Annotated in this window: 19 protein-coding genes and 1 rRNA gene; 15 read left to right on the top strand and 5 right to left on the bottom strand. The window is 48.0% G+C overall.

Translation table 11 applies throughout. The annotated features are described in order from the left end of the window. Nucleotides 1-2 precede the first annotated feature (2 nt). On the bottom strand, nucleotides 3-2,351 hold the full coding sequence (locus BM358_RS21430; RefSeq protein ID WP_028541970.1) for a glycosyltransferase family 39 protein: 2,349 nt from the start codon (nucleotides 2,349-2,351) through the stop codon (nucleotides 3-5). A gap of 287 nt (nucleotides 2,352-2,638) precedes the next feature. Here BM358_RS21430 and BM358_RS21425 point away from each other — a divergent pair, with 287 nt between their 5' ends. After that, nucleotides 2,639-3,325, top strand: coding sequence for a response regulator transcription factor (locus BM358_RS21425; RefSeq protein WP_013308395.1), 687 nt, complete (start codon nucleotides 2,639-2,641; stop codon nucleotides 3,323-3,325). Beyond that, nucleotides 3,322-4,812, top strand: a complete 1,491-nt coding sequence (locus BM358_RS21420; protein ID WP_028541971.1) for a sensor histidine kinase — start codon at nucleotides 3,322-3,324, stop codon at nucleotides 4,810-4,812. The genes BM358_RS21425 and BM358_RS21420 overlap by 4 nt, the downstream gene beginning before the upstream one ends. 83 nt (nucleotides 4,813-4,895) lie before the next feature. On the opposite strand, the gene BM358_RS21415 is transcribed toward BM358_RS21420, so the two are convergent. Then, nucleotides 4,896-9,188: a S8 family serine peptidase gene (locus BM358_RS21415; protein ID WP_028541972.1), complete on the bottom strand. Its 4,293-nt coding sequence runs from the start codon at nucleotides 9,186-9,188 to the stop codon at nucleotides 4,896-4,898. Nucleotides 9,189-9,550: 362 nt separating this feature from the next. Between BM358_RS21415 and BM358_RS21410 the strand changes: the two genes are divergently transcribed. Next, nucleotides 9,551-10,486: a manganese-dependent inorganic pyrophosphatase gene (locus BM358_RS21410; protein WP_269321404.1), complete on the top strand. Its 936-nt coding sequence runs from the start codon at nucleotides 9,551-9,553 to the stop codon at nucleotides 10,484-10,486. Between the two features lie 60 nt (nucleotides 10,487-10,546). Here BM358_RS21410 and BM358_RS21405 read toward each other — a convergent pair whose 3' ends face one another. The 3 genes from BM358_RS21405 to BM358_RS21395 form a co-directional block, all read right to left on the bottom strand. Beyond that, on the bottom strand, nucleotides 10,547-11,470 hold the full coding sequence (locus BM358_RS21405) for an alpha/beta hydrolase (protein WP_023986643.1): 924 nt from the start codon (nucleotides 11,468-11,470) through the stop codon (nucleotides 10,547-10,549). Then, complete coding sequence (locus BM358_RS21400; protein WP_023986644.1) at nucleotides 11,455-11,997, bottom strand: MarR family winged helix-turn-helix transcriptional regulator; 543 nt, start codon at nucleotides 11,995-11,997, stop codon at nucleotides 11,455-11,457. Before BM358_RS21400 ends, BM358_RS21405 begins: the two co-directional genes overlap by 16 nt. A 111-nt stretch (nucleotides 11,998-12,108) precedes the next feature. Then, on the bottom strand, nucleotides 12,109-13,071 hold the full coding sequence (locus BM358_RS21395; RefSeq protein ID WP_028541973.1) for an ATP-dependent DNA ligase: 963 nt from the start codon (nucleotides 13,069-13,071) through the stop codon (nucleotides 12,109-12,111). A gap of 315 nt (nucleotides 13,072-13,386) precedes the next feature. On the opposite strand from BM358_RS21395, the gene BM358_RS21390 reads away from it, so the two are divergent. The 12 genes from BM358_RS21390 to BM358_RS21335 form a co-directional block, all read left to right on the top strand. Beyond that, nucleotides 13,387-13,662 (top strand): GNAT family N-acetyltransferase, encoded by a 276-nt coding sequence (locus tag BM358_RS21390; protein WP_013308402.1) that lies wholly within the window; start codon nucleotides 13,387-13,389, stop codon nucleotides 13,660-13,662. Between the two features lie 290 nt (nucleotides 13,663-13,952). Then, nucleotides 13,953-14,519 (top strand): DUF420 domain-containing protein, encoded by a 567-nt coding sequence (locus BM358_RS21385; protein ID WP_013308403.1) that lies wholly within the window; start codon nucleotides 13,953-13,955, stop codon nucleotides 14,517-14,519. Between the two features lie 183 nt (nucleotides 14,520-14,702). Continuing rightward, nucleotides 14,703-15,977: an ABC transporter substrate-binding protein gene (locus BM358_RS21380; protein WP_025721754.1), complete on the top strand. Its 1,275-nt coding sequence runs from the start codon at nucleotides 14,703-14,705 to the stop codon at nucleotides 15,975-15,977. Between the two features lie 63 nt (nucleotides 15,978-16,040). Then, complete coding sequence (locus BM358_RS21375; protein WP_013308405.1) at nucleotides 16,041-16,922, top strand: carbohydrate ABC transporter permease; 882 nt, start codon at nucleotides 16,041-16,043, stop codon at nucleotides 16,920-16,922. Next, a complete protein-coding gene (locus BM358_RS21370; protein ID WP_023986649.1) occupies nucleotides 16,922-17,812 on the top strand; it encodes a carbohydrate ABC transporter permease in 891 nt (296 codons plus the stop codon). Before BM358_RS21375 ends, BM358_RS21370 begins: the two co-directional genes overlap by 1 nt. A gap of 50 nt (nucleotides 17,813-17,862) precedes the next feature. Continuing rightward, a complete protein-coding gene (locus BM358_RS21365) occupies nucleotides 17,863-19,689 on the top strand; it encodes a protein O-GlcNAcase (protein ID WP_028541974.1) in 1,827 nt (608 codons plus the stop codon). A 100-nt stretch (nucleotides 19,690-19,789) separates the two neighbouring features. Continuing rightward, nucleotides 19,790-21,328 carry a DUF4127 family protein gene (locus tag BM358_RS21360; protein WP_028541975.1) on the top strand — a complete coding sequence of 513 codons (1,539 nt, stop codon included), beginning with the start codon at nucleotides 19,790-19,792 and terminating at the stop codon, nucleotides 21,326-21,328. A gap of 5 nt (nucleotides 21,329-21,333) precedes the next feature. Beyond that, nucleotides 21,334-22,053 (top strand): N-acetylmannosamine-6-phosphate 2-epimerase, encoded by a 720-nt coding sequence (locus tag BM358_RS21355; protein ID WP_028541976.1) that lies wholly within the window; start codon nucleotides 21,334-21,336, stop codon nucleotides 22,051-22,053. After that, a complete protein-coding gene (locus tag BM358_RS21350; RefSeq protein ID WP_028541977.1) occupies nucleotides 22,031-22,870 on the top strand; it encodes a MurR/RpiR family transcriptional regulator in 840 nt (279 codons plus the stop codon). Before BM358_RS21355 ends, BM358_RS21350 begins: the two co-directional genes overlap by 23 nt. A gap of 128 nt (nucleotides 22,871-22,998) precedes the next feature. Then, a complete protein-coding gene (locus tag BM358_RS21345; RefSeq protein ID WP_049828451.1) occupies nucleotides 22,999-23,961 on the top strand; it encodes an ROK family protein in 963 nt (320 codons plus the stop codon). A gap of 25 nt (nucleotides 23,962-23,986) precedes the next feature. Next, a complete protein-coding gene (locus BM358_RS21340; protein WP_028541979.1) occupies nucleotides 23,987-25,597 on the top strand; it encodes an FAD-dependent oxidoreductase in 1,611 nt (536 codons plus the stop codon). A gap of 393 nt (nucleotides 25,598-25,990) precedes the next feature. Beyond that, nucleotides 25,991-26,191 (top strand): 16S ribosomal RNA (locus tag BM358_RS21335); the annotation flags it as partial.

The following is a 26,191-nucleotide window of genomic DNA, read 5'->3' as shown; positions in this document are numbered from 1 at the left end:
ATTTATAATGTGATTTCGTATAAAGTACCGCTTCCGCCACGTTCGTCTCCGCCAGGGCCACCTTGACCATCCTGGGCGTTCGCATTGCTGTTCGTGGTGTCGCTTCCGCTCTCGGTTGCTTTAACGTCTGTACTTGTTTCGCCTGTTGTTGTTTTCCATTCATCTGAAGGAATCACTTTGCCGTGTTCTTTGATCCATGCAGTGACTTCAGAGTTACCGCCGTCTGGTCCGCCACCTCCACCAGAAATCATGAAGTACTTCACTTGGCCGCTTTCGACCAGCGCCTTGATTTTATCGACGGTATAGACTGGATCGGAAGATACAAAACCGTTCATAATAATTACTTTTTGTCCGGCCTCGACCAGGTAAGGAGCAGCCGTTGAATAATTACTTGCTGCAAAAAGGTAGGTTTCACCTGTGTTATTTTTTTGCAAGTAGCTCAACGTTTTTTGATCTAAACTTTGGCTACCGTTGGGTCCCCCCATTCCTCTGGAACGGGTAGAAGGTTTTTGTTCCGTGTCTGTACTTGTTTGTGTGCCTGAAGTATTACCGTCAGGGCTGGAATTCTCTGCATTATTGGTCTGGTTATTCGTTTGAGTTCCTTCGGCTTGTTGTCCATTGGCGCTCTGACCTCTATTGCGATCATTGCCTCCCGGCATTCCACCACCACCGCCAAATTGAGTGGGTCCGGCTTGTGGAATCATGCTGTTCCCCCCGTAGATGATCGGTGTCAATGCCCAGTATGCAGGACCGATAAACATAGCGAGTACACTTGCAATGATGGCGAATCTTGTGAACTTCTCAGATTTCATTCGTGCTACTATCAGCAGCACCGTGCCGATGATCCCTAGGATCAATACCGCGATGGACCAGCCGCTGCCAATGGTATCGTTGTAATTTTGCAAAACAAACCAGCTAAATACCGAGGTTGCCAATACTGCTGCGGGTAACAGCCAGGAGAGCCAGTTGGAACGCTCACGATACTGCTTCCACAATTCTACGAATCCTGCTCCAAAGAGCGCTGCAATTGGTGGCGCGAGCATAATCAGGTAATAATGATGAAAGAATCCTGCTACGCTGAAAAACGCAGCTACGGGAATCAACCAGGCCAGCCAGAAGATGACCTCTTTGTGTTTTTGTGTGATATTACGACGTCGAATGCTTGCAAGCAGACCGATGGAAGCAATCAATGCGAATGGAAGCAGCCAGCTGGCTTGACCTGACAGGGAAGATTGGAACAACCGCAAAGGTCCTTTTTCGCCAGTGCCGAACATGCCGCCACCGGAATTTCCTCCCGGTCCACCGCCTGGACCACCCTGGCCATTTTGCCCGTCTCCAGGACCACCTTGTCCGTTGCCGCCAAATCCACCCGGTGGCATTTGACCACCTGCACCGAATCCGCCTGCTGCCATGTTGTTGGCACCAGAGTCATCCGTAGTGGTAGTGCTGTCCGATGTTGTAGTCGTCTGAGCTTGATCTGTGTTCGTATCGCTGCTATTCGTTGTAGCGTTGTTGTTCCGATCCGTGCGTTCACCGCCACGATTGCCACCTGTACCCTGATCTCCTGTCAGACGGGACAGGCCGTTATAACCAAAGGCCAAATTCAGCACAGAGTTCGTACCGCTACTTCCCATATAAGGGCGTTCATCTGCCGGAGTGGAGTCCACTACGACTGCCCAGGAGAGCGATACGATCAGGAGGACAACTGCTGATCCTACCAGTGTTACTGCTTTTCGCTTCCAGTTAAACTTGGAGGCCAACAGATAGAACAGACCCAATGCGGGAACGATCATATAGGCTTGCAACATTTTTTCGTTAAAGGCGATGCCTACGACTGCGAAAGCAGCAAGGATCAGCCCGGTTTTGCTATTTCTAATGCCTCTGAACAATAGCCATGTTGCGAGCAACAGTGTGAAAACCAACATAGCATCGATGTTATTCGTGCGGCTAACCGCTACGGCTATCGGTGTCGTTGCCATAGCGAAGGCGGCCAATCGTGCGGCCATCGTACCAAAGCTCGGTTTGACGAGTAAGTAAACGAGCAAGACTGATCCGACCTGAGCCAGCGCCTGTGGCAAGATAACGCTCCATCCGTGAAGCCCGAATATATAGGCGCTCAGTGTCTGAATCCAGAAAACCACAGGCGGTTTGTCTACCGTTACCGATCCAGCAGAATCAAGTGAGGCGAAAAAGAAGTTGTGAAAGCTCTGTAGCATGCTTGCTACGGCCGTCGTGTAATAGGTGTTTACATATTTGTCTTGCCAGATGTTGTATCCGTTCAAAAATGCGGATATCAGCATAATGATGATCAGGGGGATGTCCGCCCTGGTCTTAAACCATTTCTTAATCATGTTCATTCCACTCCCTGTGAAAATTCTTTGTATTTATTCCGTTGTTCTAGCCGCTATCTTCAGGACTGCGGAATGACCAGTCGCTTCTGATCTTGGCCCGGTGAACTACCGGCTTGCTATTATCATGCCATACGTACCTTAATGGGTTCTGAGCGCTCCCTGAACGTTAGCTGAAAGCTGAGCAGAGGTACTTTTTTTGCGACAGGATTCAGGTATATTAGATACAGGTAAAAATGAACTGACTTTTTTATGAGAAAAATGCGGCAACATGAAAGGGAAGATTAATAATGAATCCAATACACGGAGTTAAAATTATGCTGGCAGATGATGAGCCTCATATTTTGCAATTTTTAGAGCTTGGACTGATTAATGAAGGATATGAAGTCAGAACCGCCGAGAACGGGAGTAAAGCGCTCGATTTGGCAAGAGAGTTTCGTCCGCATGTAGCGGTGCTGGATGTGATGATGCCGGAAATGAACGGTTTTGAGGTGTGCCAAAGTCTCAAGGAGACGGAGGATAACATCGCGGTCATTATGCTGACCGCCAAGGATGATGTAGACGATCGGGTAAAGGGATTAAAACTCGGCGCGGATGATTATGTCGTAAAGCCCTTCAGTTTTAATGAGCTGCTGGCTCGCATTGAAGCACGCTTGCGCAATCAGTTCCCCGATCTGCTGGGGGAGGTTGTTCACGGCCCCTTTCAAGTGGATGATCGACGCAAGGAAATTCGTTATCAGAGTCAGGTGCTGGAGCTGTCGCCTACCGAATATGAACTATTGAAGTTTCTGGTGCTTAATCACGGGATTGTGCTGAGTAAAAGTCGTATTCTGGACCGGGTATGGGGGTACGATTTTGGGGGCGAGGATAATATTGTTGAGGTGTACATTCGCTCCTTACGTGAAAAACTCAAAGACAAGGAGCACCGGGTCATTCGTACGCTGCGCGGTGTGGGCTACCGGGTGGATCTGCTATGAAGGCGGGCGGGAAAAGTCGGAGAAAATATGCACTTCGTTCTCTCCGGTCCCAGCTTTTGGCCAGAACGTTACTCATTTTGGCTTTGCTGCTCGTATTGATTGGTTTTCTACAATATTTTCTGATGAAAGATTTTCTGTATCGCAGTCGGGCAGAAGCTATGGATACGCAGTTGAATTCAATTCCTGCCGATTTATTGATTAAGGATTCGCAGGAGCAGAGTGGGGTAACCGCTCCCCAAGAACAAACCAATCGGAGGAATAATCGACCGGGGCCGTTTTTGTTTTGGCCGGATATGTCGCTCGCTTCTATAGATACAGACGGCACTTTCCAGAGCTTGTCCAACGAAAACGGACTTAAGCCGCCACGTCTCACCACTGAGCAATATCATGCAATGCAGCAGAGCAAACGCATGCGCCACGGCTATCAATTAATCACGGATGCTCAGGGGAAAGAGCAACTGGTTGTATTCCGTCCGCTCGGTCCACCTGACCGTTCGTCCGGTTTACTTCAAATGGGCGTATCCACGACTTCTATGCAAGAGCAATTGATTAACCAGCTCCGCACCTTTATTTTATTGTCTCTGATTGCGCTTGCGATTGGGTTGGCGCTTATGCTTCCTGTGCTGCGCCGCACGTTGGTGCCCCTTTCCAGGATGGTCGAGGCAGTCAAACGTATTGATGCGGGCAATCTGGCCGAACGCTTTGACGCAGAGCAAGGGCAGTATGAGGTGGATCGTTTGGCGGTTTCATTTAACGGGATGCTGGAACGGCTGGAGCATTCTTTTGCTGCCGAACGAGAATTGCAGATGCAGATGAGACGATTTATTGCGGATGCTTCCCATGAACTGCGCACCCCGCTCACGTCTATTCACGGCTTCTTGGAAGTGCTGCTTCGTGGGGCAGCATCTAATCCGAAGCAGCTTCAGTCGGCACTAGAAAGTATGTATGGTGAATCCAAGCGGATGAATAAACTTGTCTCTGATTTACTATTGTTGGCTAAGCTGGATCGAACACCGGAGTTGAAGCTGGAAGACATATCACTAGATGCGTTGCTGCTGGAAATGAAACCGCAGCTCCTTATGCTGGCAGGTACACGTAAAGTGGTTTTTGATATGACGGCAGGTATACGGATATTGGCAGAGGGGGATAAAATCAAGCAGGTAGTGCTCAACTTGTTTCACAATGCTGTTCAGCATACCGATTTGGAAAGAGGTGTGATCCAGGTAAACCTGTCTGCAGGTAAGAAGTTGGTGGATATCCAAATTCGTGATAACGGACCAGGCATGAGTAAAGAACAGCTGGAGCGGATATTTGAGCGTTTTTATCGTGGAGATGAATCGCGTACACGTAGCTCAGGCGGGGCGGGCCTTGGTCTGGCCATTACACAGTCTATCGTAGAAGCACACGGCGGGAACATTACAGCCGAAAGCACACCGGGAACGGGAAGTGTATTCAAAGTAACGTTACCTTTAGCGGGAACAGTATAGTATTTAAGATTATGGCGTAACATAAAAATAGCCCCCCGAACCGCAGCTTTGGTTATAACACGGCTCGGGAGGCTTTTCTATTGTTAGTTAATCAGCGAAGCTTTCTGTAAAAGCACATGCAGCACCTTGGCAGATGCCTCACGGGTTGTAGGTGCATTCGGCTGGAAGTAGGAGGAGTCTTTAATCGCTTCTCCGTTGATGATACCTGCTGCACTTACTTTTTCAATACTGTCCTTGGCATAGCCTGCAAAGGATGAAGCATCATGGTACGGTGTACGTGCAGGGCCATCGACTGCTGCTTTGATTTGAAGCAGATCTACAGCTTTACCCAGCACGACAGCAATTTCTTGACGACTGATATTAGCGTTCGGATCAAACTTGTCGCTGCTGCGACCCGTAATCAAACCAGCTTCATAAGCGGCTGCTACATCGCCGGAGTACCAACTACCTGCCGGGATATCACTGAATGGTGCAGCAGTACCCGGTGTCAGGCCGAGTGCCCGAGTTACCAGGGCTGCAAATTCTGCACGTGTCACTTTCTTCTTCGGTGAGAAAGTCGTGTCGGTCGTACCATTGATCAGCAACTTGTTCGCCAGCGATTGAATTTCGGATTGGGCATACGACGATGAAATATCTTCAAAGCTAACGGGACGTGTCGCCGCTGCATACGTCGAGAAGCCCGGTCGGCTTACCTTGACGACGGTAGATCCATCAGCCTGCTTGGTGAAGACGGATGGAACGGGATAGACATTTCCGTTTGCCGTATAAAGTACACCGGCTGTATTGGAATCAATTTGACCAGGTACGGTAAAGGATCTGCTTATGAACTGTCCTGGAGCAACTTTGAGCGATTGACTCTTGCCACCAGTGACAACATTAGCTTCAAACCCTACCGGGATGCCGATCATATTGGAGCCTTTCAGCTTACTTGTAAAAGTGCCACTCGCCTCTCTCTGGCTGCTGATTATCACTTCAATGCCTGCACCAGCAGGAACATTTTTCAGAGCGGATACTGGCAAAGCCAGAGAAGAGCCTGTATTGCTTACAATCAAGCTGCTTCCTGCTGCAGCCTTGCCCAACGTTACCAGTTGTGTGGAAGTGAGCGATGCTTTCGTCGTTTGGCCTGCTTGGCTAGTAGCCGACAGTACAATAGCTGTCGGGCTGGAACCTGCTGCTGTCACGGCACCCTGTAAATCTGCCTCGGTTACTGTCAGCGACTGTACATTATTGTTCAATGCAACGGCTGTAGTGACAGTTTTAACAGCCTGCCCTTGTTTCACAACGCTTTGAAGTGAAGGTGCAGATGTAGAGACAGGAGTGGATGTGTTCGTTGCAGCAGAAGGTGTAGTATTGCTTCTGCCGCCACCTCCACCACCGCTGCCTCCAACACTACCGCTGGATGCGGCGCTATTATCCACACGGATAGCTTTAGTGGCGGTGAAGAGTTTAGGACCGTCGGTATTGCGTACGACTTCGCCGTCTTTATTCAGTTCTGGAGAACTGACTTCCAGCTTGTATACGCCGTCCTTCAAATGCTGAATCACGGGCTGACCGTTAGCATCCAGAACAGGTTTTCCATTGTCATCTAATTCGACGTAACTTCCGTCAATATCCTTGAAGGAATATGCGCCTTGTTTGAGGCGAGCGTTGGCTCCTTGTTCTTTTGAAGTCGTAATGCCGTCAATAAGACCAATTAATTTATCATCAACGCCGTATACATAAAGCGCGATCTGGTTGGTTTTATCTGTGGTCAGGCGGAATGCCAAATCTGTTGAGCGTTGAGCACCTGTACGACTCGGATAAATAATCGGGTTGGTGACACTCAAGTCCTGCAAGCCGAAGCCAGTTGTTGGATTTTCTTTGCCTACATGAACGACGAACGGCAGATGAAGTGTTGGCAGTCCGGCGCTTTTCAGAATAACTTCCCCTTCATATACACCTGTGGCTGCACCTGAATTTGGTTGTACAGACAGGAAGAACGGTTGCGATTTACCCGGTTCTGCCGAGATTGCTCCATTCGCGCCCACACCTTGCAACTGAACGGCAATGTTGCTCACGTCAGGTGTAGCAATCGGCTTAGTTGGATCAGAGGTTACATTATCATGTAAAACGGTGCTGGCTTCATATTGCACAGTGTTAGCCGACAAGTTTTTGAGTTGAAGCTGAATCTGCTTCGCATCACTACCAGGTCGTAACACCCCGAAGCTGGCGGAAGGATTGTAATTCACAACCTCCTGCCGATTAAAGTTTTTGTCGAGAATCGTAATCTTTTCGACGGTTTCCAGCAGGGCTGGCGTCTGAATCGCATTAGCGATGTTTACAAGGCCTGCACCTTGGGAATACACATCATATTGGATTTTATCCTCATCAAAGAGTGTAACCGAAGTGTTTGCCAGAGCAGCGCGGATATCAAACGGTGTCCAGTTTGGATGCTGTTGCTTCAGCAGCACAGCAAGTCCAGCCACATGCGGAGACGCCATACTTGTACCGTTGCTGCGTTTGTAGGCTTGCTCATAAGATGCATCCGGATAGAACTTGGCGAAGGCAGGGTAGGTTGATAAAATGCCCACACCCGGTGCGCTCACATCCGGCTTGATGCTGAGTAGTTCATCTCCGTTCGGTCCACGGGAGCTGAAACCGGCCATCGTATCGCCTGCATTATCTGTACGAATATAATCTGCCCCAAAGGAGACGGAGAACTTCTCTCCAGCATTGTCCACAAGTTGTTTAGCCAGCGCGCGCCCTTCCTTACCTTTCATGTCAAAGGTCGGAATAAAGTCAAAGCTGTCACCCAAATTGGAATTTACGTAGTCATCGCGACCTGAAATACTTTCCCCTAAATCAGCTTTGGTGATGTCGCCCGCTTTCGTATTCCCATTAAAAACGATTACAGCCTTCGCACCGTTTTCTTTCGCATTTGCGATTTTATCCACGAATGCCAAGTTGCCGCGTGAAACGAGGACTATTTTTCCTGCTACGTCTTTCCCTTCAAAATCATCAGGTTGTCCCAGATTCGCATATACGAGCTCATAAGGGGCAGTTCCCAAAATGGAGGCAAAGTCTTCTCTGCCTGTCTCCCAGCCCATCAAATTAAAATCATAATGTACATAAGCATCATCAGTTACGGTCTTTTTCAATTCACCGTTAGCCTCCCAATAGGAGTCACGGGTGACCGAAGCTGTACCCGAGAAGCTTTTGCTCGGCGAAGTGGCTGCACCGACGGAAATCGCCAACTGTGATGTTGCGGGAGAACCCATGGAATAAAAATAGGGGCCTTCCTGTGCCGCATTACCATTCGCTATGACCGCGACTACGCCGGAAAGTACAGCATTATTAATAGCAATGGAGTCGGGGGAGTTCGGGTCCTTTTCGGAATCCGAGCCCAGCGACAGGTTAATGACGTTCATACCATCTTTGACAGCGCGTTCAATACCATCAATGACCTGTGCGGAGGAACCGGAGGAGCGTCCCGTCTTGGTATTGCGTCCAAGCACTTTATACACGTATAAGTCCGATTTATAGGCAATACCCTTTTGCACAATATCCGAGGATTTATTTGCGGCTTTACCGGCAATCGTGCCGGAGACGTGAGTACCATGTGTCGTTCCGCTAAAACCTGTGCCGTATGGGTCATTTTCTTTTTCAAGGAACGGTTCCTCGTAAGGGTCGTTGTCTTGTTCAAAAGAGTCATATCCGCCTTTATAGGCTTCTTTCAAATCCGGATGCTCATAATCGATACCAGTATCAATAACCCCGACCTTGATTCCCTCGCCATTCAATCCTTTGGCCCAGGCTTCAGGAACACCAATTTGGTCCAGCGGTGCGTTATCGTAAGTGGCTTCACTGGCTGTAAGTGTTGGCGGGTCCTGTACGGGAATGGAATAATACGTTTTGTTTTCATGAATGGATTTTACACCTGGCAGTTTAGCCAGTTCTGGAATCTTATTGGCTGGTAGTGTGACCTCCAAGCCGTTAAGCACCGTGTTGTACTGGTAATTCACCTGAAGAGAAATACCATGCTCAGCGGCTTGGTCTACGAACGTAGTTTGCTCGGTGGCAATCGCGGATTCCGCTTTTTGCTCAGATTGAGCTGTGAAAGCTTGGAAGCCTGAACGTGCCGCATATTTGTCCACGGCTAGGGGCTCACCATCAAGCTGTACGATAACTCTGACTTGGCGGGAAGAATCTGTGCTTAGCTCTGGCGAAATGAAGGCCGGAGCCGCCTCAATAGTCAATGCTTGCTGAGCTTCCAAAAATGAGTTGATTTGCAGATCTGCGGTAGCAGCAGAACTGACAGACGGCAGAGACAAGCTTACCGTCAAGGCAAGAGCGAGTGATACGACAGGTATTTTTTGCAAAATGATCGGCTTTTTCAAAGATTTCCCTCTTTTCAATCAAAATATGATATGTCTACATACTAGGATTTGAAGCCACTGCCGTTGTTCTCACGCCTCCCTTAATATCTAAAATAATAGAATTGACCACTGGTGACTAACTTGCCAGTTTTGAGGCATATCTTACCATATTGGTGGGATATATTACTATATGTTTTTTATATTTTTAGAAAAAATAAGGTTAACATCACATATAGATTCCATGGAAATGTTATGAATTTACTAGATTATTTTTGAAAACAATCGAAGGGGAATGGGAGAATGCGAGATTTAATGATATAATCTGCATTGGAATTGTTGAGGTTTCACAATCATGTAAAATGCCTAAGGCAAAGGAGTCGATTATGTTGGCAAAAACATTGATTTTTGGGCATAAAAATCCGGATACGGATACCATTTGCTCAGCTATTGCTTATGCAGACTTAAAAACCAAACTGGGTGCGGACGTAGAGCCGGTTCGTCTGGGCGAGGTGAACGGGGAAACGCAGTATGCACTGGATTATTTCAAAGTGAGCGCGCCACGTCTAGTTGAGCAGGTTGCTGCTGAAACGGACAACGTCATTCTGGTCGATCATAATGAGCGCCAGCAAAGCGCCGCTGATATTGACAAGGTACGTGTAACTGAAGTCATCGACCATCACCGGATCGCTAACTTTGAAACAAGCCAGCCGTTATACTTCCGCGCTGAGCCAGTGGGTTGCACAGCCACCATTTTGAACAAGCTCTACAAGGAAAATGGTGTAGCGATTCCGAAAGAAATCGCAGGTCTAATGTTGTCCGCGATTATTTCCGATTCCCTGTTGTTCAAATCCCCAACCTGCACGGATCAAGACGTGGCTGCTGCTCGTGAACTGGCTGAAATTGCTGGTGTGGATGCAGATCGTTACGGATTTGACTTGCTTAAAGCGGGGGCTGATTTGAGTGGTCACACCATTGAACAGTTAGTGAGTCTGGATGCCAAAGAATTTCAGATGAATGGTCGCAAAGTGGAAATTGCTCAAGTGAACGCGGTAGACGTCAACGATGTGCTATCGCGTCAAGCTGACCTAGAAGTTGCATTATCCCAAACCATTGAGGCCAAAAATCTCGATCTGTTCCTGTTCGTTGTAACAGACATTGTGAACAGTGATTCCATTGGTATTGCCCTGGGAAGCCAAGCACAAGCGGTTGAGAAAGCCTATAATGTACAGTTGGATGACAACAAGGCTGTTCTAAAAGGCGTTGTATCGCGAAAATCGCAAATTGTGCCTGTATTGACTGACGCTTTTAACAGTTTGTAAGGATAAATAATAAGCCTCCTGAACCCCTGCATAATGGCAGTGGAAGCAGGAGGCTTATTTTTATTTCTTCAGTTCTGCCAGGACGTCTCCGATGCGGAATTCAAATGCCAATTTCAACTGATCGCTCATCAGGTGCCAGGCGTTTTCAGCTACAGCGAGATCGCCGCTATGGGTAAATGCATGTGCGGCACCCATGTATTTTTTATACGTCACGGACACATCTGCTTCAATCAGCCGTTTGGCGTACAACTCGGCTTCGTCAGCCAAGGAGTCCAACTCCGCGGTTATGATCAGAGCAGGAGGGAGATTATGTAGTGATTCTGCAAAAATGGGGGAAACTAACGGATTCCGCGCCTCCTCTGGTGAGTGCAGGTAGCTTTCATTAAAGATCTTTGCTACTCGTGGCGGAATGGCTTTCTCGAATTGGGGCTTCAATTTGGGATCTGTAGCAATATCTAATGGTGGGTAATCCAGTACCTGATATATAATCGGAAATTCCTTGCGATCCCGGGCCATAAGACACAGCGCTGCCGCTAGATTACCACCTGCACTGTGTCCCCCGACCGCAATGCGTTGAGGATCTACGTTGAGCACATCAGGATGCTCGTACAACCATTGGGTTACATCATAGCTTTCCTGTAGCGGGATAGGGAATTTATACTCCGGGGCCAAGCGATAATCGACATTAACGACAACGCAATTCGCACGTTCAGTAATGACCGGACACCAGGGATCATCCATTTCGGCGCTGCCCATTACAAAGCCGCTGCCATGGAAATTTACAAATACAGGGAGTGGATCAGCAGACCGGTGAGAAGGTTCATATACAATCACCCTGGAGTCACCAACAGAGGTGGGAATGATCCTTTCTTTCCGATGTACTTTGGGAGAATGCGAAGGTTTGAAATCGGACGCAGCTACCATTCTGCCAGCCGATATGCGGGCAAGTTTGACGAACAGTTTTTGTCTCAGTCTTCGCACCATTTTTCTCTCTCCTCTCTGGAGTCGGTTAGACGCGAACCTTTGACATCTTCAAACGCAGAACGTACGCGTGACAAATAGGTTTGGAACTGACAGATTTCCGACTCACTAAAGTCTGACATCAGACGTGAAGCCAGCCCTACGAAAAAGGGGTCCATCTGTTGAATTTTACTTCTTCCTTTATCGTTCAGGGACACGAACACTCCCCGCTTGTCATTGGGATCGTCATATTTATTAATGAATCCCTCTTGTTCGAGAGAAATAACCATAGAACTGATTGCTGCCCGGCTTACCCCCATCTTTTCAGCCAAAGCAGAAGGAGATGACATTTCATCTCTTTGCGCTGAAAGTACACAAAGGGCGATATATTGCCCGTAGGACAGACCAAATTCACGCGAACGTTTTTCCATGTTTTTACGTATTTCATACGTTATGGAAAATAAATCTACCAAAACACCAATCGGTTTATTGCCACCTGGAAAGAGATTATAGGCCAGTTGACGAATTTCGGAGTCCAAAAAAAAGAACATGCGATCCACCTCGATGTAGTTAATTAGTTAACTGTAATTTAATTAACCACTGGTTGCAATGATTTATACAAACTTTGTTCCGCATTTTTTTGAAAATATATCTGTAAAACGTCACATCCAGGGGCCGATACACTGATCGGGGCCCTGATTCACAAAGGCTTGTATGGAGGGCTGACGCAGGGTACGTCCTTCTTGCCACCGCCATTCACTATATTGAACCTTGGCGGTATACATGGGTTTCACCCAAAATGCGTCCTGATGCCGATCCGGTTTATTGCTAAAAGGTCGCTCCGATATGGTATGTGGTAGCAGGCGCTCGGTAAGCTGACGCCAATCTTCCCGAGTCAGCTTACCCGTCCCCACATGCCCGATATAGCGCAGCATTCCTTGTTTATCATATTGGCCCAGCAACACAGCATTGATAATGCCTCCGTTTAGGGTATAGCCACCGATAACGGCAATGATATCGCCATAATTTTTGACCTTGAGCCATCGTCCGTCCTTTCCGCCCAATGTGTACGGACTATCCAGCTTTTTACACACAATGCCTTCCATTCCTTGGCTGCACATGACCTGAAATAGAGCTTGTCCATCAGGATGAGCGGGAGCCAGTTGAATCCGTTCATTCGGTATGATGATCTGATGCAGCAGTTCAAGCCTTTCCTGTAACGGTTTAAGATGAACCCACTCCCCGTTCAGATAAACAATATCAAACAACATGTAAGTAGCGGGTACAGCTTCATAGGCTGACTGAATTCGATCCGTCCGACGAATCAGATCCCGTCGCATAATTTCATGGAACGATGGCTTACCGTCGGCACCGAGTGCGATCATTTCCCCGTCCAATATGACCGAATCAGCCTTACAGTAGGAGGGGAAGAAAGCAAGCTCCGGGTATAAAAGCGTTCGTTCATGCTGCTTGCGGTTAAACAGGCGTGTGCTGCCCTGGTCGTGATACGTCAAAATTCTCGTACCGTCCCATTTTATTTCATAACGCCAAAGGCCCGTATCTACAGGTACTTTTTCGCTCAGTTCTGGCTCAAACGGGATGACAGGTTTTATTTCTGTACGCAACGCAGCGCCTCCCTTGCCTTAATTGGAATAAATATAGTGTCGACGATAGATCCTATTTTATGTGTCAGGATTTTGAAAAATTCGATTCCAGTCGCTCCGAAGTGCAAGATATAGACGAACTAAACCATTTCGATCTATATCTTGTTCATTGGAAGTCGCTTATGGGATTTTTGCAAAATCCTCGTATGTAATGTTTCGCTGATTCCTAAATAGGGGAATGATAAGGATATCTAGCGTCGGCATGAAGTGATTGCAGTAATTCGTTAGCATGGAGTTGTAACGGGATTTTCTTCAGTCAGAAAGGAGATTGGTTTCATGAGACAAATTCGCGAGGAGGACCATGCAGTAGTCATGGTGGATGATGGACAGGTAGTTGCAGAAGTAGGCTATAAATCCATAGATGACCACTCATTGGTCATTGACCATACATTTGTATCCGAGCAGTTACGGGGTCAAAAAATCGGCAAGGAGCTCATCGACCGAGTGGTTGATATGGCAAGGAATCAGCATAAAAAGGTTATTCCTGCTTGCTCGTACGCGCTTGCTCTGTTCAAGCGCCATCAGGAATACAGTGACGTATGGCAGCAATGAATATGGATCATCAAGGCTGCTTAATTGCATAACCGATACAACACCGGAGCGGGTAATCAGACCTTCCCGGTGTTTTTTTGTGTGTATAAAGCTTGTAAAATCAATGCATTCTACCGTTGATATAGGGAAGTAAAGGGCTATTTTCAAATGTTGAAGCATATTTTCTGACAGATGGCTGTGAAATTGTTCATACTGTTGTCACTTCACAGGCTGTCCATGAGTTCTATATAATATATTATGGTTATGACTACAACAGTAACGAAAACCTGAATTTAACGAAGGAGACGCTCATGATGAATAAAGCGAGTGAGGACAAGCAGTACGTTCCAACGAGCAATCGTAATTTTACAGCCTTGATTATCACCGTTTCCATTATAGCCAACGTGATTATTTTGCTGCTGTTCTTTTCGCCGATCGGATACCAGGGTAGTGTGAGTTTTGATCTCACTATTTTCCCAAGGCTGAATGCGATTTTTAACAGCTTCACATTTATTTTTCTGGTGGCTGCACTGGTTGCTATTTTCAAAAAGAACATTAAGCTTCATAAAACCTTTGTTTTGCTGGCCTTCGCCAGTACCGTTTTATTTTTATTTTCCTACCTGACCTTTCACTACATTTCGCCGGAAACTGCAAAATATGGTGGGGTGGGTATCCTTCGGCCGATCTACTTTACGCTGTTGATTTCGCATAGCATACTGGCTGCGATTATTGTACCGCTAGCACTGTTCACAGTTGTATGGGGATGGACGATGCAGGTAGCAAAACATCGTAAGATTGCGCGCTGGACGATGCCAATTTGGCTATATGTGAGCTTGACTGGGGTACTGGTGTACGTTTTCATGGCCCCATACTATTAATAGATGTGAACCCTTTGCGGGTTGATTTAGGAAAATGGCGTCTCTGCTGAAGAGGCGTCTTTTTTGTATCCAATAAAAGAAAAATTATTCCTTCTAAATTTATTTTATTGAAAAAACGTTCCTTCTTTAGCGGTATTTCTGCTATAATTTGCCTTAATCAACTAAGAACAAGGGGGTCACCATGTGACAAAGAAAGCGAAAGGCAGGTTACGGTTGCTTGTATCTATGCTGGCGCTGGTTGTACTGCTGAGCAGCTGCGGTGGTGGAGGATCAAAGTCGGAAAAGGTTGACGGAGGGAAAGTAACACTGCAATTTTGGACCATTGCACTACAACCTACATTTACCCCGTATTTCAATCGGGTGATTGCCGATTATGAGCAGAAGAACCCCAATGTCAAAATTGACTGGAAGGATTACCCTTATGATGCAGTGACCAACAAGCTGTTGACAAGTATCGCTAGCAACAGCAGTCCGGATGTAGTCAATCTCAATACAGAATTTGCTAGCCAAATGGGCTCCAAGGGTGCTGTTGTTGATATGAATGAGCATTTGTCGCCCGAGGAAAAGGCTGCTTATTTCGAGGGTATTTATAATTCCACAGTCATTAACGGTAAAGCTTATGCGCTACCCTGGTATACCGGTACAGAAGTGCTTTACATGAATACAAAGCTGGTCAAAGCCGCCGGATTGGACCCTGCTCATCCGCCCAAAACCCGGGAGGAATTGTCTGAGTGGGGCCGTCAAATCAATAGAAAAATTGGCAAAGCAGGCTATGCTCAGCAGCTTGTATCCAAGCTTTTCGCTGTGGACGGCATTCCTATTCTAAATAAAGAAAAGACAGCAGCGGCGTTCAATACACCAGAAGCAGTCACCATGATTGATAATCTAAAAAAACAGATGGAAGATGGCGTTGTGCTCAAGGAAGACGCTGACTTCTCACAACAAGTGAAATATTATGCCGGCGAGCAGGTTGCCTTCGAGCTGGCAGGCCCGACGTTCATCAATTTTATCAAAACGGCTGCGCCGGATGTTTATAAGAACACAATTGCTGTTCCTGTCCCAACCGGTAAAGCTGATGTGCGGCTCTCCAACTCCATGGACCTGGTCGTACCTGCTAAGTCTGCACATGTGGACGAAGCAGTGAAATTTGCTGTTTTCTTGACAAACGCGGAGAGTCAAACAGCTTTTTCTAAAGCGGCGAATACACTACCTTCCACGAAAGACTCCATTAAAGATCCATATTTTACTCAGTCTGATAAATCATTAGAAGCACAAGCCAAGGTAGTATCCGCGCAAAGCTTGGATAAGGCGACAGATTATATGGTCGGTGTGCCTAATGCCAAAGATGTGAACAGTGCCATCGCGCGAGCTTTGCAAAATATTGTATTGAACGGCACGGATACGAAGCAGACGCTTACTGCCCTGGAGCAGGAAGTGAACGATATTTTAAAGCAATAGGCTTGACAGGGGAGTAAATGAATACTCCCCTGTTCATTTATCAAAATCAGGTGGTGATGCAGCATGATCAAATGGTTAAGGTCGGAGTCCTTTACGGCCTGGGCCTTTATGACGCCAGGACTGTTATTGCTTGCCGTCTTTGTATTTTGGCCTATTATTTACAGCATCCCGCTGGCATTGACAGACTACTCTGTCATATCAGATACCCATTTTGTCGGCTTGGATAATTTTGAAGCGGCGTTTAAGGACCGTAACTTTCTTATTTCAATTTGGAACTCATTGTTGTACGTGCTCATTGTCCCCTTTCTCCAAATTTTCTCCATCCTGATGGCTGTGCTTGTGAACAGCCGTATCCCGGGAATTAAAATATTTCGTACGTCCTACTACATCCCTGTTGTGACTTCGATGGTAGCTGTAGCCTTAATTTGGAGCTGGCTATTGGGCAATAACAGCGTAGTGAACTACTTGCTCATGCAGGTCGGCTTGATTAGCAAAGACATACACTGGTTATCGGACAGCAACTTGGCCTTGTATGTACTGATGTTCATCACAATGTGGAAGGGACTCGGGTATTATATGATGCTCTATCTGGCTGGATTACAAAATATTCCTCAAGATCTGTACGAAGCCGCTAGAGTCGACGGAGCAAGCCGATGGCGTCTGATTGTTCATATTACTCTTCCACTGTTAAGACCTTACGTTTTGTTCTGTACCCTTATATCACTCATGTCAGCTATTCGTGTATTTGATGAAGTATATGTACTAACCAAGGGTGGACCGGGAACGGCCACGTTGACATCCAGCTTGTATATTTTTCAAAAGGGCATGGAGCAGTTCAATTTTGGATATGCTTCTGCGCTTGGCTTAATTGTCGGTGCAATGATTGCCGTACTTAGTATTATCGTATTCCGATTCAATAGGAAAGGCGGTGTCAATCCCTATTGATGAATCTAAAGGATGACAAAATGCTACGCTCATCTCTTCCTAAAAAGGAAAGCAGCCGCATCATGCGCAGTCTTGCTCGAATGCTGAGAATGACGGTCATCTACGTGCTTCTAGTGCTACTCGCCCTCTTTTTAATGGGACCGTTCCTATGGCTGCTCAGCGTATCCCTCATGCCAGGTCGTAACATTTTTTCAACGCCGCCCGCTATTTTTCCGACCTTTATCGATTTCGACAACTATGTTCAGGTGTGGCAGTTCATGAATTTTCCAAAGTATATGCTGAATACGGTCATCATTACGGTGTTGGGCGTTGTGCTCAATGTGGTACTCGCCAGTCTGACGGGATATCCCTTGGCTGTATTTCGTTTTAAGGGTAAAAATCTGGTGTTTACGCTGCTGATTGCCACGATGATTATTCCTTCCTACACCGCATTTATTGTGCATTATCTAACCATTCAAGGGCTCCATCTGGGCAATACATATTTGGGTGTGGTGTTGCCCGGGGCAGTCTCCGTGTTCAACATTTTTCTAATGCGACAGACGTTTATTCATATTCCCACCGATGTGCGTGATTCCGGTAAAATGGACGGCGCTTCGGAGTTTCGAATTTGGTGGCAGCTGGTGCTTCCGCTGGTCAAGCCGGCGCTCGCTGTAATTTCTCTGTTGGAGGCGATGTCGTTCTGGAACAGCTTTCTGTGGCCTATCGTTATTTTGAATGATACGGAGCTATATCCGCTGGCAGCTGCGCTCACGTATCTCAACGGTCAATTTGCCTATAACTTCGGTTGGATTGCTGCAGGCACAATGATTTCGGTACTGCCGATCATTATATTGTTCCTGTTTACACAGCGCTACTATATGGAAGGTTTGGCGGGAGCGGTAAAAGGATAAGCCAGTAGTCATGGCTACGAAGAGCCTGTGAATGGAAGGAGATGATTGCGATGAAATTGTCCAAAGGAATGGGGCCTCATTCGGGTGTAGGGTTATCACCGCAGGAGATACAATATTATTTTCGTGATGTGTATGACAGCGGGGAAAGGCTGGTTATCTCCGAACCGCGTCTGGTCTGTGAACTGTCCTCTCGCTTTGCAATGAATCAGGAGTATGAAGGTGTGCTGGACCCCGAGGGACCGATCAAGCTTATTGTGCCTCCAGGACCGGGTGTACCGACTGAAACACGGGGAAGCGTGCAGTTGGTGCTCGAATATGACGGAACGTTTGCTGCAGACGGATATCGGTTGGACATTCAGAAGGACGGGCGGATTGAAATCCATGCTTCCAATAAAAGAGGGCTCAAATACGGCATGGATGCCCTGCATCTCCTGCTTCAAGTGGAACAGGAGCGATGTACTCTGCCGGTGATGTCTATTCGGGATGAGCCTTCCTTCCCGGTCAGAGGAATTATTGAGGGCTTCTATGGGAAACCGTGGAGTTTCGCGGATCGGATGGATGCTGTCCGTTTTATGGCTGCGCATCGGATGAACACGTTCATGTATGCCCCCAAGGATGATCCATATCATCGTGAGCTATGGAGAGAGCCGTACCCTGAGGATACGTTTGACCAGATCCGCGAATTAAAGGAAGCCTGTGAACGGCATGAGATTGATTTTCATTACTGTATCAGTCCAGGGAACGACCTAAGCTTTGGCAGCGATGAAGATTTCCTTAAATTGACGGAAAAGCTGGCGGCCGTGATTGCGATTGGCGTACGTCATTTTTCTGTATTAATGGATGATATTGATTATGTACTCAAAGGGGAAAATCGACATTTGCTGGGCCGCTCGGGTCACGCTCATGTCTTTTTGACGAACAAGGTTCACACATGGCTGGCTGAACGGCTGCCTGAGTTTACACTGACAGTCTGTCCTTCGGAATATTGGTCGTATTGGGATACCGAATACAAAAAGGACTTCCGTGAGCGGCTGCATCCGGAGATTAAGGTGTTCTGGACGGGGTACTTTGTTTTTGCCCCACAGATTAGTCGCGAGCACGCCGCCGATAATCATGCGTTCTTCGGACATGAGCTGTGGCTGTGGGATAACATCCCGGTGAATGATTGTGACCATGATCGGTTATTCCTTGATCCGCTGCGCGGACGGTATTCCGGGCTACCAGACTGCGGACATACCGGTATGGTGGCCAACCCGATGAATCAGTGGGAATGCTCCAAAGTAACGCTCATTACGATGTCCCACTATATGTGGAACAGTGAACGGTATATGCCTGAGCTATCTTGGCAATGGGCTGTGCGGGAGTTAGCGGGAGAGCGTGCGGATGAACTGATGTTTTTCTGTCGTCAAAACAGGAACAGCCGACTGGGCGGCAGCGCGTATGAGGACGTGGATCTTGCTTTGCAAATGCGCGATATCCCTGCGCTGGATATGTACTTTGAGCGGCTCCTTCAGACCGTGAGCGTCCTACGGAACGTGCCCGCTGATGATCCGGCGGCAGGTTTCGTGTCCCAGGCCGCGCCGTGGCTGGAACGTGCCGAGCTGGACGCAGGCCTGTGGCAGGTGCTGCGCCAAGCTGCGCTCAGTGGCGAGCGACAGGACGATGCACATTCAAGGGGAAGCAGCACGCCGAGCAAAGCAGTTGGCGGGCAAGAGCCGTCGCCTCTGACGGACGAAATTGCAGGAGAACTGCGACGCGGTATCACTGCTTGCTTAGAAGCGGAGGCTCGGCTGGGTAGCAATCCGGCGATCCGTGCTGCCGCGCAGTGGGGTTATGTCGATCAGGACGAACAAGGCAAATATCGACTGATCTTGTGAGTGTTTGCGATGGATTATGAAACCAAGGCAGCATAGCTGCCCTGAAAATAATCATTTGCCGTTAGGATAACGGTAATTTTCAGGAGAGGTGGAACGTACGGTGAAGTCAAGCACCCGATTACTTTTTATACCGCTGGATGAGCGGCCCTGTAATTATCAATTTCCTTATTTACTGGCACAGGGTACAGACTTGGAAATGGAGCTACCCCCATTAGAATGGATGGGACAAAAGAAAACCCCTGGCGATACGACCAGACTATGGGCATGGCTCGAAGAACGCGCGGCTACTGCTGATGGAGCCATTGTTGCGATGGATACGTTGCTGTACGGAGGAATCGTACCTTCTCGACTACACGGTATGTCGAGCGAGCAGGTCAGAGATAGAGTGAATCGGCTTCGCAGGCTAAAGCAACTATATCCGCAACTGACTCTGTATGCATTTCAACTAATTATGCGTTGTCCGCAATACTCTTTGGCTGATGAAGAACCGGATTACTATGCCGATTGGGGGCGTGAGATATTCCGAAAGGGCTTCATTGAGCATCGTCAGGAGCTGGGGATCGCTACCGCTGAAGAGTTGCTCGAATTAGCTGATATAAACGAGCGTTTGCCAATGGAAATACTGGATGATTACTTGGGGCGTCGCCATGTGAATTTGGAGGCTAATGAAGTTGCACTGGATCTCGTAGCAGAAGGTATCATTGATTTTATGATCATCCCACAGGATGATTCGGCTCCCTACGGCTATACCGCCAAGGATCAGCAGCGGCTAAGAAGTCGTATTTCTGAGCTTGGGCTGGATTTGAATGTATACATGTACCCGGGGGCAGATGAAGTGGGTTGTACGTTGCTGGCTCGTTGGGTTAACAAGATGAATAATGTAGTCCCACTGGTGTATCCCCGATTGTCTGCTTTGCAGGGGGCATTCGTAGTTCCGCTTTTTGAAGATCGCTATTTTTACGAAACCTTAAAATATCAGATTATGGCGGCAGGTGGGCTGATAGCTTCCTCTGCAACGGAGGCTGATTTGATTTTGTTGGCTAACACACCCGGTGACACGATGGCAGAGGCTTCATCCCAGCAGCGTGCAATGACCGGATATGATGTACATCGGAATGTAGTAGAGCTGGTTGAGTACGGTTCTTATATGCTGCAATATGCAGGTCAAAATGTTGCAGTTGCTGATGTGGGCTACGCCAACGGCGCAGATCTCAAGCTACTTAGACTATTAAAGCAAAAAGGACTGCTTTTTAAGCTGGCAGGTTATGCAGGCTGGAATACCAGTTCTAACACGCTGGGCACCGTCATTGCTCAGTCCATGCTGTATACCCACTATGGCTCTACGGAGGAACATTTGGATTTTCTGTCGCTGCGCTACGCGGAGGATGCCTGTTATTGCGCTGTGGTACGTACGGCTATGAATAACGGGATTGTGGAGCAGATGGGTTTTACCAAGTTTATGCTCGATGGACCGAGAGGCTCGGTAGCTGCGGTTATTCGCGGACGGCTGGAGCAGGCACTCAATGAATATGTGAACGGGCCGGAAGGCCGCGTGGAAATTACAGATTGCTACATGCCGTGGAACCGCACCTTTGAAGTCGGATTAACCGTACGGCATCATGCCGAGAAGAGAGGGTGATTCCTATGGGAATGGAAGGTGTATTATCCAAAGTTCAGCACGGACTGATCGTATCCTGTCAGGCGCTACCAGGAGAACCGTTACATGGAGCAGATTCTATGGTCAAAATGGCGCGTGCCGTACAGCAGGGTGGAGCTGTAGCGATTCGCGCCAATGGCGCATCGGATGTACGTGCGATTAAACAGGCGATTTCTCTACCAGTGATTGGCTTGATTAAGCGGGATTATGATGATTCTGATATTTACATTACGCCCACCCTTCGTGAAATGGAGGAACTGGTGGAGGCAGGGGCGGATATCATTGCGCTGGATGCCACATTACGACCGCGCCCAGCGGGATGTAAGCTGAAGAGGCTCCTAGATTATGCCCATGAGCAGGGAGTCACTTCCATGGCAGACATATCGACACTGGAGGAGGCGCTTCATGCGGCCTCCCTTGGCGCAGACTGCGTATCCACCACGTTATCCGGGTATACGCCGTACTCTACTCAGATTGAGGGTCCTGATCTGGAGCTGGTTCGGAGAGCGTCGGAACTGGTTCCTGTTCCTTTAATTGCAGAGGGCAAAATCTATGATCCAGCGCAGGTTGAGGAAGCATTCCGAATGGGAGCACATGCAGTGGTTGTAGGCTCGGCGATTACCAGACCCCAATTGATTACGCAGCGGTTTGCCGATGCCGCAAGGAAGGCAGTGAAATGCATCTATGGAGATGAACGACCGAATTAACACGTACTATCCTTCATTAACGAAATCGGAGCAGAAAGTCGCCTTATGCGTACTGGAGCATCCCGCAGATATCATATATTTCTCCGTGACGGAGCTGGCGGATTTTGCAGGTACAGGCGAAACGACGGTGATGCGCTTTTGTCGGAAAATTGGTTTCAAAGGTTATCAGGATTTCCGACTGTCCCTGGCACAAAACCAGACTTATCGTAAAACCGATATGGGCGAGGAGAACATCGACCCAGATAACGAACAAGATATTACGCGTACGGTGTATCACAACATGCTCGATATTTTGCACTCCAGTATGGGACTGCTGGACCATTCAGAGCTTGGTCGTGCGATTGCGTGTCTCGATCAAGCGGGCTATGTTCAATTTTTCGGCGTAGGCGCTTCGGGAATTTCCGCGCAGGATGCTAAAAATCGTTTCTTACGGATCGGGCGGCGCGCCGAGGCCGTGGCAGACGGTCATATTCAGTCGATGATGGCGGTGTCCATGAACCCGGGTGATGTCGCTATCGGCATCAGTGTATCAGGAAGTACGCTGGATACGAACGATATGCTGCACAAAGCCAAGCAAAACGGTGCAACTGTTATCGCAATTACGAATTATGCGAAATCACCCATCACCTCCATTGCAGATATCGTGTTACTGACCGCAGGCAAAGAAGCCCCGATAGAAGGTGGTTCAATCGGTGCTAAAATTTCACAGCTATTCGTGATTGACCTCATCTGCGAAGGGCTTGCTCGCAAGCACACGAGTCACACCAAACAGATGAAGGAAAAAACAGCGAGGGCCGTTATTGAACGAAGCTATTGAGATTTTTCAGTTGTGAATTGAAAACTGTGCGCTCTGACAGTTCAATGACTTGTGTTTGTGGTGCATATGAATGGCTATTCATGTATTGCTACTAATAGAAGGTTTGTACAAAGAGCTAGTAAGCTTTTATGTGGGGCAACAAGGAGGTTGGTGTGGTGGCAGCTGCTGTGAACAGAGTCATTGGAATCGACATTGGGGGCACATCGGTGAAGGCCGCCATAGTGGCACCGGACGGATCGGTGCTTGATGAAATCCGGCTGGATACGGACGCTTCCCGTGGACGTGAATGGGTGTTGTCGCGGGTGTCAGAATCTGTGCTCGGATTGTTGCGTTCTTTTGGAGATACCAGCATCGGTGCCCATATAGATGTAGGCGCTCTAGGCATTGCTACTGCTGGCCGAGTAAATGTGGAGAGCGGCGAAGTTGTGTATGCCACAGATAACCTACCTGGCTGGCAAGGTACATCCTTGGTAACGTGGGCTAGAGAAAAACTGGCTTTACGAGCGGTTGCTGATAATGATGCGAACGCCGCTTTACTTGGAGAAGCGTGGCAGGGAGCGGGGAAGGGCAAGCGACGCTTGGTGATGCTCACGTTGGGAACAGGTGTCGGAGGTGCATATATGGAAAATGGCCACTTGTGCAGAGGGACTCATTGGAGTGGCGGTGATTGGGGGCACAGTATTCTATTCCCGGGGGGACACCCCTGCAATTGTGGAAAAAAAGGGTGCGCCGAGCAATATGTATCGGGGAGCGCCCTGTTACGTCGAGGTAGGGAACACGTCGGTAAAATGTACCGCTCAGGGAACGAGATTGTGAAAGAGGCTGCTTACGGTAACCAGGAAGCAATCCAAGTGCTGGATGATTACACCGCAGATTTAGCTGTGCTTCTATCTAATATCTCGGTGCCTCTTGATCCTGAGGCGATCATTGTAGGCGGAGGAGTAGCGGACGCGGGAGAGGTCTGGTGGCCCATGCTGGAAAAGCATCTGCACCAACTTGGAGTTCAAACGGAAGTAAGTCGGGCATTGTTGGGCAATCGCGCTGGAATCATCGGCGCTGCACGGCTTGCATTCGAAATGACCGGGTCCTAGTACAAGAATGAAAGGGGAACGAACCATGACGCAAAAACGGCTTGATACCGACATTGTTGTGATTGGCGGGGGTCTGGGGGGGACATCGGCAGCTCTCGCGGCGGCGAAGGCTGGCATGAGAGTCATCGTGACAGAGGAGACGGACTGGTTAGGGGGGCAGTTAACTTCACAGGCGGTTCCCCCAGATGAGCATCGATGGATCGAACAATTTGGATGCACAGCAACATACCGTGAGTTCCGTAATCGTGTGCGTGACTATTACCGTCAGAACTATCCGTTAACCGAAGAAGCAAGGAATAATCCCATTCTCAACCCTGGGACCGGTTGGGTAAGCCGTCTGGCCCATGAACCACGGGTAGCTCTGCGGGTGCTTGAAGATATGCTCGCTCCCTATTTGAATACGGGGCGCGTTCATGTATACTATCACACCGTGCCTATTGCGGTTCAGACGGATGGGGACTGTATTACTTCTGTAACTGTCCGTACCTCGAATAGCTCTGATCATAAGTGTGGATTTAGAGTGCTGCACGGAACGTTTTATCTGGATGCGACAGAGTGTGGTGATCTCCTTCCAATGGCGGGCGTGGAGCATACGAGTGGAGCGGAGTCGCGGGCTGCTACGGGTGAACCTCATGCACTGGAGTGTGCTAACCCTTTTGATATGCAATCTATCACACATGTGGCTGCCGTAGACTATATTCCCCAGGAAAGCTTCATTATAGAGCGCCCGCAACAATATGATTTCTGGAGAAATTATATTCCTTCCTTTTCCCGTTTTCCGATTTTGAGCTGGTTTGCTACTGACGCGGATGATACCAGTAAACTAAAACAGTTCACATTGTTTCCTAACGATCAGGGCATTGTATCCTTATGGGATTATCGTCGTATTGTAGATCCCTCGATATGGAGCGAACCGCTAAATGATGGTGAGGTAACTCTTTTAAACTGGGCGCAAAATGATTATTACCTAGGGCCATTGATCGGTGTCACCGCTCAGGAGCAGGCAAAACATCGAGAAGGAGCGCGTGAGTTGACTCGTTCATTAATATATTGGCTTCAAACCGAAGCGCCCCGATTAGATGGAGGGTTCGGCTATCCGGGAATTCGACCACGGGGTGATATTCTCGGCACATCTGACGGTCTGGCTAAAACGGCTTATATTCGCGAGTCACGCCGAATTCAGGCCAAGTATATGATATCTGAGTTTGATGTAAGTCGTGAGCTTCGGGGGGAAGAGGGGCCAAAGCGATATACAGACAGTGTAGGTGTAGGTAGCTATCATTTGGATCTTCATCCAACTACGGTATCTCAGCGAACATTCTACATCCCTAACTATCCCTATGAAATTCCATTGGGCTCACTTATTCCGGTGAGAGTGCGCAATTTACTTCCTGCCTGCAAAAATATAGGGATGACCCAAATAGCCAATGGCTGCTATCGATTGCATCCTACAGAATGGAATATAGGAGAATCAGCGGGAAGCCTGGCGGCTTACTGTGTCTCCAACGAAGTATATCCCATTGAAGTGAGCCGATCAGCAGAGCATCTTGGATGTTTTCAAAATGTTCTTCTTCGCCAAGGTGTGGAACTGCACTGGCCTGCAGAGGTATTCGAGCCAGAGGGAGTCATCAGCTAATGAAGGGGCAACTAGCCCCTCGACTGATTTAAATGAGCTGAAAGATGAACGGATTTATTCTAAAATAAAAAAACAAAAAAAGTGCTTGCTAAGTTGCTTGGCTTTATGATATATTATTTGAGCTGACAACAAAACAGCAGTTTCAAAAGCGAAAAGCTTGGGTGAAACGATCTTCGAAAAAAAGAAAAAAATAACCCTTGCATTTTTGAAACGAACATGATATGATCTTATAGCTGCTGAAAAACGCGGCGAAAGAGAAATGTTTGATCTTTGAAAACTGAACAACGAGTGAGTAAAACGATTTTGTTCGCAAAATCAAACAAGAGATATTTTTATCTCGTCAGTTTCAAAATGAGCTTATCGCTCTTTCTATAAACCAACTTCGGTTGGTCTTTAATGGAGAGTTTGATCCTGGCTCAGGACGAACGCTGGCGGCGTGCCTAATACATGCAAGTCGAGCGGGGTTAATTAGAAGCTTGCTTCTAATTAACCTAGCGGCGGACGGGTGAGTAACACGTAGGCAACCTGCCCACAAGACAGGGATAACTACCGGAAACGGTAGCTAATACCCGATACATCCTTTTCCTGCATGGG

The organism is Paenibacillus sp. cl130, from assembly GCF_900116035.1.
Taxonomy (GTDB): domain Bacteria; phylum Bacillota; class Bacilli; order Paenibacillales; family Paenibacillaceae; genus Paenibacillus; species Paenibacillus polymyxa_B.
The sequence above is the reverse complement of the archived record's forward strand: the minus strand, read 5'-3'. Positions and strand labels throughout refer to the sequence as shown.